This is a genomic window from Streptomyces sp. 7R007 (genome assembly GCF_054850255.1).
In genome coordinates this window covers 40,953-49,523 of the sequence record NZ_JBTWMV010000052.1, presented here as the reverse complement: position 1 = coordinate 49,523, position 8,571 = coordinate 40,953, and the positions used below count along the sequence as shown (strand labels likewise).

The 8,571-nt window shown below is 67.9% G+C and carries 8 protein-coding genes; 6 read left to right on the top strand and 2 right to left on the bottom strand.

The window, feature by feature from the left end:
• Positions 1-45 precede the first annotated feature (45 nt).
• Both ACYF6T_RS37780 and aceE read right to left on the bottom strand, forming a co-directional pair.
• Complete coding sequence (locus ACYF6T_RS37780; RefSeq protein WP_461702335.1) at positions 46-783, bottom strand: potassium channel family protein; 738 nt, start codon at positions 781-783, stop codon at positions 46-48.
• A gap of 107 nt (positions 784-890) precedes the next feature.
• On the bottom strand, positions 891-3,638 hold the full coding sequence (gene aceE, locus ACYF6T_RS37775) for a pyruvate dehydrogenase (acetyl-transferring), homodimeric type (protein ID WP_461702334.1): 2,748 nt from the start codon (positions 3,636-3,638) through the stop codon (positions 891-893).
• 343 nt (positions 3,639-3,981) lie between these two features.
• Between aceE and ACYF6T_RS37770 the strand changes: the two genes are divergently transcribed.
• The 6 genes from ACYF6T_RS37770 (at position 3,982) to ACYF6T_RS37745 (ending at position 8,493) form a co-directional block, all read left to right on the top strand.
• Positions 3,982-4,419, top strand: a complete 438-nt coding sequence (locus tag ACYF6T_RS37770) for a DUF3052 domain-containing protein (protein ID WP_461702333.1) — start codon at positions 3,982-3,984, stop codon at positions 4,417-4,419.
• 108 nt (positions 4,420-4,527) lie between these two features.
• Positions 4,528-4,986: a peroxiredoxin gene (locus ACYF6T_RS37765; protein ID WP_461702332.1), complete on the top strand. Its 459-nt coding sequence runs from the start codon at positions 4,528-4,530 to the stop codon at positions 4,984-4,986.
• A 114-nt stretch (positions 4,987-5,100) separates the two neighbouring features.
• Positions 5,101-5,676, top strand: a complete 576-nt coding sequence (locus tag ACYF6T_RS37760) for a calcium homeostasis/redox stress adaptation protein (RefSeq protein ID WP_461702330.1) — start codon at positions 5,101-5,103, stop codon at positions 5,674-5,676.
• Between the two features lie 112 nt (positions 5,677-5,788).
• Positions 5,789-6,364 (top strand): TerD family protein, encoded by a 576-nt coding sequence (locus ACYF6T_RS37755; protein ID WP_461702329.1) that lies wholly within the window; start codon positions 5,789-5,791, stop codon positions 6,362-6,364.
• A gap of 135 nt (positions 6,365-6,499) precedes the next feature.
• Entirely contained in the window at positions 6,500-7,648 is a 1,149-nt protein-coding gene (locus ACYF6T_RS37750; RefSeq protein ID WP_461702328.1) for a DUF475 domain-containing protein, read from the top strand.
• A gap of 107 nt (positions 7,649-7,755) precedes the next feature.
• Positions 7,756-8,493, top strand: a complete 738-nt coding sequence (locus ACYF6T_RS37745; RefSeq protein ID WP_461702327.1) for a TerD family protein — start codon at positions 7,756-7,758, stop codon at positions 8,491-8,493.
• The last annotated feature ends 78 nt before the right edge of the window (positions 8,494-8,571 follow it).

Genomic DNA, 8,571 nt, shown 5'->3' with positions numbered 1-8,571 from the left:
CGCCCGGTCCCGGCCCCGGTCGCCCTGGTGCGGCCGCGGTGCCGGTCATGGCCTTCCCGACAGTTCCCGTAGGGCCGCGACCTCTGCTCTGAGGGCCCTTACCTCCTCCGTCAGGGCCTCGATCGCTTCTGTCTGGCGGCGTTCCTCCACGTCGTCCTTCTCGAAGCGGGCGATGAACCAGGCCGCGATGTTCGCGGTGACGACACCCAGCAGGGCGATTCCGGAGAGCATCAGGCCGACCGCGATCACCCGGCCCAGGCCGGTCGTCGGCGCGTGGTCCCCGTATCCCACGGTCGTCATCGTCGTGAACGACCACCACAGCGCGTCACCCAGCGTGCGGATGTTCCCGTCCGGCGAGTCCCGTTCGACCGACAGCACGGCCAGCGACCCGAACATCAGCAACCCGACCACGGCCCCCACGACATACGTCGTCAGCCGGATCTGGTTGGCCATCCGCGCCCGCCGCCCCACCAGCAGCAACGTCGAGACCATGCGCAGCAGCCGCAGTGGCTGGAGGATCGGCAGCACCACCGCGATCAGGTCCAGCCAGTGCCGCCGCACGAACTCCCGCCGCTCGGAGGCGAGCCCCAGCCGCGCCACGTAGTCCGCCGCGAACGCCCCCCACACCACCCACTCGACCACCGTGCACATCTCGGTGAGCGCGTGCCCCGCCGAGTTGTCCACGATCGGCACGGCATAAGCGACGGCGAACACCACCGCCAGCGCCAGCAGAGGCCGCTGAGTCGCCTGCTCCCAACGCCCCTGCGCGGTTCGTTCCTCCATGCCCGCATCGTAAAGAAAAGGTGAAGGCCGGTGGGGCGCACAAACTGCGTGACAAGCCCCACCGGCCCGCGACCACGAACCTCGTCGGCCGAAGCCCGGCGCAGCGGCTACGCGTCGCCGCCCGCCGCCCCCGGATCCGCCGCCGAGACGTCCAGCACCTGGTACCGGTCGATCGCCTGCTTCAGCACCGACCGGTCGACCTTCCCCTCCTTCGCCAGCTCCGTCAGCACCGCCACCACGATCGACTGCGCGTCGATGTGGAAGAAGCGGCGCGCCGCCCCCCGGGTGTCGGCGAACCCGAAGCCGTCCGCGCCCAGCGACTGGTACGTCCCCGGCACCCACCGGGCGATCTGGTCCGGCACCGACCGCATCCAGTCGGACACCGCCACGAACGGCCCCTCCGCCCCGCTCAGCTTCCGCGTCACGTACGGCACCCGCTGCTCCTCCTCCGGGTGCAGCAGGTTGTGCTCCTCGCACGCCACGGCCTCCCGCCGCAGCTCGTTCCAGGAGGTCGCCGACCACACGTCGGCCCGTACGTTCCAGTCCTCCGCGAGGATGCGCTGCGCCTCCACCGCCCACGGCACGGCCACCCCGGACGCCATGATCTGCGCCGGAATCGACCCCGAGGTGCCCTCGGAGAGCCGGTGGATGCCCTTGAGGATGCCCTCGACGTCCACGTTCGCCGGCTCGGCCGGGTGCTGGATGGGCTCGTTGTAGACGGTGAGGTAGTAGAAGACGTCCTCGCCGTGCGGATGCTCGGCGTCCCCGCCGTACATCCGCCGCAGACCGTCCTGCACGATGTGCGCGATCTCGTACGAGTACGCCGGGTCGTAGGCGACGCACGCCGGGTTGGTCGAGGCGAGCAGCTGCGAGTGGCCGTCGGCGTGCTGCAGGCCCTCACCGGTCAGCGTCGTACGCCCCGCGGTCGCGCCCAGCACGAAACCGCGCGCGAGCTGGTCGGCCATCTGCCAGAACTGGTCACCGGTGCGCTGGAAACCGAACATCGAGTAGAAGACGTACACCGGGATCAGCGGCTCGCCGTGCGTGGCGTACGCCGAACCCGCCGCGATCAGCGACGCCGTACAGCCCGCCTCCGAGATGCCGTCGTGCAGCATCTGCCCGGTCGGCGACTCCTTGTACGCCAGGAGCAGGTCGCGGTCGACCGCCTCGTACTGCTGGCCGAGCGGGTTGTAGATCTTCGCGCTCGGGAAGAACGAGTCCATGCCGAACGTGCGGTACTCGTCCGGCGCGATCAGCACGAACCGCTTGCCGAACTCCTTGTCCCGCATGAGGTCCTTCAGCAGCCGGACGAAGGCCATGGTCGTCGCGATGGACTGCTGACCCGAGCCCTTCTTCACGGTCGCGTACGCCTTGTCGTCCGGCAGCGCGAGCGGCTTGGAGCGCACGACGCGCGTCGGGACGTACCCGCCGCACTGCTTGCGCATGTCGTGCATGTACTGGATCTCCTCCGAGCCGCGGCCCGGGTGGTAGTACGGCGGCGCGCCGCTCTCCAGCTCCTTGTCGGAGATCGGCAGGTGCAGGCGGTCCCGGAAACGCTTGAGGTCGTCGACCGTCAGCTTCTTCATCTGGTGCGTGGCGTTGCGGCCCTCGAAGTTCGGGCCGAGCGTCCAGCCCTTGATCGTCTTGGCCAGGATCACCGTCGGCTGGCCCTTGTGCGCCTTGGCCGCCGAGAACGCCGCGAAGATCTTCCGGTGGTCGTGACCGCCGCGGCCCAGGTGCAGGATCTGGTCGTCGGTCATGCCCTCGACCATCGCGCGCAGCCGCTGGTCGTCACCGAAGAAGTGCTCGCGGATGTAGGCACCGGACTCGGTGGCGTACGTCTGGAACTGGCCGTCCGGCGTCGTGTTCATCTTGTTGACGAGGACGCCGTCGCGGTCCTGGGCGAGCAGCGGGTCCCAGGAGCGGTCCCAGATCAGCTTGATCACGTTCCAGCCGGCGCCGCGGAAGACCGACTCCAGCTCCTGGATGATCTTGCCGTTGCCGCGGACGGGTCCGTCCAGGCGCTGCAGGTTGCAGTTGACGACGAAGGTCAGGTTGTCCAGGCCCTCGCGGGCGGCGATGGACAGCTGGCCGAGCGACTCCGGCTCGTCCATCTCGCCGTCGCCGAGGAACGCCCACACGTGCGACTTCGACGTGTCGGCGATCCCGCGCGCGTGCATGTAGCGGTTCATCCGCGCCTGGTAGATCGCGCCGATCGGGCCGAGGCCCATGGAGACCGTCGGGAACTCCCAGAAGTCCGGCATCGAGCGCGGGTGCGGGTAGCTCGACAGGCCGTTGGGGTACTTCGACTTCTCCTGGCGGAAGCCGTCGAGCTGCTCGGCGCTGAGCCGGTCGAGCAGGAACGCGCGCGCGTAGATACCGGGTGAGGCGTGCCCCTGGAAGAAGACCTGGTCGCCGCCGTCGCCCTCGTCCTTGCCCCGGAAGAAGTGGTTGAAGCCCACGTCGTAGAGGGAGGCGGAGGAGGCGAACGTGGCGATGTGACCGCCGACGCCGATGCCGGGGCGCTGGGCACGGGAGACCATCACCGCCGCGTTCCAGCGGGTGGCGTTGAGGACCTTGCGCTCGATCTCCTCGTTGCCCGGGAAGAACGGCTCGTCCTTGGTCGCGATGGTGTTCACGTAGTCCGTGCTGCGCATCTCGGGCACGGCCACGCGCTTCTCGCGGGCCCGCTCGATCAGCCGGAGCATCAGGTACCGGGCCCGCTCCCGGCCGCGCTCGTCCACGGCGGCGTCGAGGGAGTCGAGCCACTCCTGCGTTTCCTCGGGGTCGAAGTCAGGAACCTGACTCGGAAGGCCGCCAATGATGATCGGGTTGCGATCGGATCCGGAAGCCACGCTGGTCCTTACCTGTCGGAGGGGGCTTTTTCGGTACGCCTGCACCGCTCCCCATGGTCTACCTCGGGGAGGCAAACGTCATCTCTACTGATTGGTAATCGGGCTCCACACGAGCCTCTCAGGGTTCTCAACCGTGCATAAGGGGCAGAAAGGTGTGGTGTAGGTCACTTGCGACGTGCACGGCGTGCCTTAAGTTGCGGTGACACGGCCAGGATCGTCACCGTTTCGGCGGTCTGGACGGCCGGGTACTTGCGCGATCCGCCCCGCCCGTGTGGACTACGGCCAATGCTTCGCGCACGCGCGTGGCTTGAACACTTTCCATTTCATGATCAGGAGGCAACCCGTGAGCGCGACCGCGGACCACGCGGAGGAGCGGACGAACCCTGCCGTCAGGCTGGGGTTCCAGCCCGAGCAGGTGGTCCAGGAGATCGGCTACGACGACGACGTAGACCAGGAACTCCGCGAGGCCATTGAGGAAGTCATCGGCAGCGACCTCGTGGACGAGGAATACGACGACGTCGCCGACGCCGTTGTGCTGTGGTTCCGCGACGAGGACGGCGACCTCACGGATGCGCTGGTGGACGCCACCACGTACATCGAAGAGGGCGGTTCCATCCTGCTGCTGACGCCGAAGACCGGCCGTGACGGCTACGTGGAGCCCAGCGACATCTCCGAAGCCGCGACGACGGCGGGGCTGTCCGCCTCCAAGAGCGTCAGCGTGGGCAAGGACTGGAGCGGCAGCCGGCTGGTGACGCCGAAGGCGGCCAAGACCAAGAAGTAGCCACGCCGGGCGGGCCGAGCGTCGTACTCGGCCCGTCCGCCGGCCCGCGGTGATCGCTGCGTAGGGTGGAGGCCACCCGAACAGCCCACCGAAAGGGACGGAATCCCGATGGCGATCCAGGTCGGCGACAAGGCCCCCGACTTCGAGCTCAAGGACAACCACGGCCGCGCCGTGAAGCTCTCCGACTTCCGCGGCGACAAGAACGTGGTCCTGCTCTTCTACCCCTTCGCCTTCACCGGCGTGTGCACCGGCGAACTGTGCGAGCTGCGCGACAACCTGCCGAAGTTCTCCGACCGCGACACCCAGGTGCTCGCCGTCTCCAACGACTCCATCCACACCCTGCGCGTCTTCGCCGAGCAGGAGGGCCTGGAGTACCCGCTGCTCAGCGACTTCTGGCCGCACGGCGAGGTCTCCCGCGCCTACGGCGTCTTCGCCGAGGACAAGGGCTGCGCGGTGCGCGGCACCTTCGTCATCGACAAGGAGGGCGTGGTGCGCTGGACCGTCGTCAACGCGCTGCCCGACGCCCGTGACCTGAACGAGTACGTGAAGGCCCTCGACACCCTGTGATTGTCGGGTCCCAGGGCCTGCGGGGGGCGGGAACCCGTCACTAGGATCGAGTCGTTGATCCGATGTCAGAACGCATGGCGGGGCTCCCCGCCCCTGGACACCAATGGAGGACTCGTGGGAGTCAGCCTCAGCAAGGGCGGCAACGTATCGCTGACCAAGGAGGCCCCGGGCCTGACCGCGGTCATCGTCGGTCTGGGGTGGGACGTGCGCACCACGACCGGCACCGACTTCGACCTCGATGCCAGCGCGCTGCTGCTGAACAACTCCGGCAAGGTCGCCAGCGACCAGCACTTCGTCTTCTTCAACAACCTCAAGAGCCCGGACGGCTCCGTCGAGCACACCGGTGACAACCTCACCGGTGAGGGCGAGGGCGACGACGAGCAGATCAAGGTCAACCTCGCCGGCGTCCCGGCCGACATCGAGAAGATCGTCTTCCCGGTCTCGATCTACGACGCCGAGAACCGCCAGCAGTCCTTCGGCCAGGTGCGCAACGCCTTCATCCGCGTGGTGAACCAGGCCAACCAGGCGGAGATCGCGCGCTACGACCTGAGCGAGGACGCCTCCACCGAGACCGCCATGGTCTTCGGCGAGCTCTACCGCCACGGCGCGGAGTGGAAGTTCCGCGCCATCGGCCAGGGCTACGCCTCGGGCCTGCGCGGCATCGCCCAGGACTTCGGCGTGAACGTCTGAGACACGGCGAGACAGGCCCTGGGTCTCACTTGTCCGGCGTCGTGTCCGTTTGGGTGCGGCGCCGGACGCGCAGGACAACGAAGGAAGCACTTCTCGGGGAGGGACCAGCATCATGGGCGTCACGCTCGCCAAGGGGGGCAACGTCTCCCTGTCCAAGGCCGCGCCGAATCTCACCCAGGTGATGATCGGGCTCGGCTGGGACGCGCGCTCCACCACCGGAGCCCCGTTCGACCTCGATGCCAGCGCGCTGCTGTGCAACGGCGGGCGGGTGCTGGGGGACGAGTGGTTCGTCTTCTACAACCAGCTCAAGAGCCCGGACGGCTCGGTGGAGCACACCGGCGACAACCTCACCGGTGAGGGCGAGGGCGACGACGAGTCGATCCTGGTCGACCTCGCCAAGGTGCCGCCCCAGTGCGACAAGATCGTCTTTCCGGTCTCGATCCACATGGCCGACGAGCGCGGCCAGACCTTCGGCCAGGTCTCCAACGCCTTCATCCGCGTCGTCAACCAGGCCGACGGCCAGGAACTCGCCCGCTACGACCTGAGCGAGGACGCCTCCACCGAGACCGCCATGATCTTCGGCGAGGTCTACCGCTACCAGGGCGAGTGGAAGTTCCGCGCGGTCGGACAGGGGTACGCGTCGGGTCTGCGGGGCATCGCCCTGGACTTCGGGGTCAACGTCTCCTGAGTGACCTGCGCTTCTTCGGTCGGTGTGGACCGGTCGTGCAGGGAGGCGCCGGCTCCCCGTAGACTTCGTGGGTCAAACATGAGTAAAGCCAGGTGCGGCGCGGGGGAGACCCGTACACACAGGATTGGGTAGCCAGTGCTTCTGAAAACGTTCGGCTGGTCGTTCGCGATTACCGCGGTCGGGCTGGTCGCGGCGGTCTTCTACGGGGGGTGGGAGGCCTTCGGCATCGTGGCGATCCTCTCCGTCCTGGAGATCTCCCTGTCGTTCGACAACGCGGTCGTCAACGCCGGAATCCTGAAGAAGATGAGTGCCTTCTGGCAGAAGATCTTCCTCACGGTCGGCGTGCTCATCGCCGTGTTCGGCATGCGACTGGTCTTCCCGGTCGTGATCGTCGCGATCAGCGCCAAGATGGGCCCCATCGAGGCCGTGGACCTCGCCCTCAACAACAAGGACCGCTACCAGCAGCTGGTCACCGACGCCCACCCGGCGATCGCCGCGTTCGGTGGCATGTTCCTGCTGATGATCTTCCTCGACTTCATCTTCGAGGACCGGGACATCCAGTGGCTGCGCTGGATCGAGCGCCCGCTGGCCAAGCTCGGCAAGGTCGACATGCTGTCGGTCTGCATCTCCCTGATCGTCCTGCTGATCACCTCCTTCACCTTCGCCACCCACGCCCACCAGCACGGCGGCGCCCACGTCGACAAGGCGCAGACCGTCCTGATCTCCGGCATCGCCGGTCTGATCACGTACATGGTCGTCGGCGGCCTGTCCGGCTTCTTCGAGGACCGCCTCGAAGCCGAGGAGGAGCGCGAGCACGAGGAGGAGGAAGAGGCCGAGCGCACCGGCAAGAAGAAACCGGCCGTCGTCCTGGCCGGCCAGGCCGCCTTCTTCATGTTCCTCTACCTGGAAGTGCTGGACGCCTCCTTCTCCTTCGACGGCGTGATCGGCGCCTTCGCCATCACCAACGACATCGTGCTCATGGCGCTCGGCCTGGGCATCGGCGCCATGTACGTCCGGTCGCTGACCGTCTACCTGGTGCGCCAGGGCACGCTGGACGACTACGTCTACCTCGAACACGGCGCCCACTACGCCATCGGCGCCCTGGCCGTGATCCTCATGGTCACCATCCAGTACGAGATCAACGAGGTCATCACCGGTCTCGTCGGCGTCGTCCTGATCGCCTGGTCCTTCTGGTCCTCCGTGCGCCGCAACCAGCGGCTCGCCGCCGCGGAGGGAAAAGCGGCGGGCTCGGACGAGAAGACTGAGGTCTCGTCCGGGGTGTGACGGCCCTCCGGGTGAGGAACGCTCTGAGCGGGGCGGCCGGGCCTCCGGCCGCCCCGCCGGTTTTCCACAAGTGGCCGGGTTTTCCACAAGTGAACGTAGGGGCGGGAATGGGCTTCCTGGACGGACTCCTGGGCGGGCGCGCGGCCGACTTCGACTCGGGCAGCGCGGCCACGAACTCCATCGAGCTGACCAAACGGCACCACCAGGTATCGCTCACCAAGCAGGGCGCGGCCACCGGGCACCTGCGCGTCAACCTCAACTGGCGGATGCGGACGTCCGACATCGGGGGCTCACAGCGCGAGTCCCTGCTGCGGCACCCCTTCAAGGCGCTGCGGCCACCGGAGGTCATGGGCCACAGCCAGAGCATGGTCAACGTCGACCTCGACCTCGGGTGCCTGTACGAGCTGAAGGACGGCACGAAGGGGGTCGTCCAGCCGCTCGGCGGCTACTTCGGCGACGTCAACGCGGCGCCGTACGTCAAGCTCAGCGGCGACGACCGGTTCGGGTCGGCGTCCGGCGAGACGATGTACGTCAACCTCGACCACCGGGACGACATCAAGCGGCTGCTGGTCTTCGTGTACATCTACGACCAGACACCGGCGTTCGACCGTACGCACGCGATCGTGACGCTGTACCCCAGCAACGGGCCGCGGATCGAGATAGGTCTGGACGAGCGGCACCCGCAGGCCCGCTCGTGCGCCGTGGTGATGATCGAGAACGTGAAGGGGGAGATCGTCGTACGGCGCGAGGTGAAGTTCGTGTACGGGTTCCAGGCGGAGCTGGACCGGCTGTACGGGTGGGGACTGCAGTGGGGGCGGGGTTACAAGACGAAGGTGGAGCGGTAGGCGCCCAGGAGCTCGGAGGCGCGGGCCCGGAGGGCGGCTGCGGGCCCGTCGTGGCCGGTCGCGCGGTTCCCCGGGCCC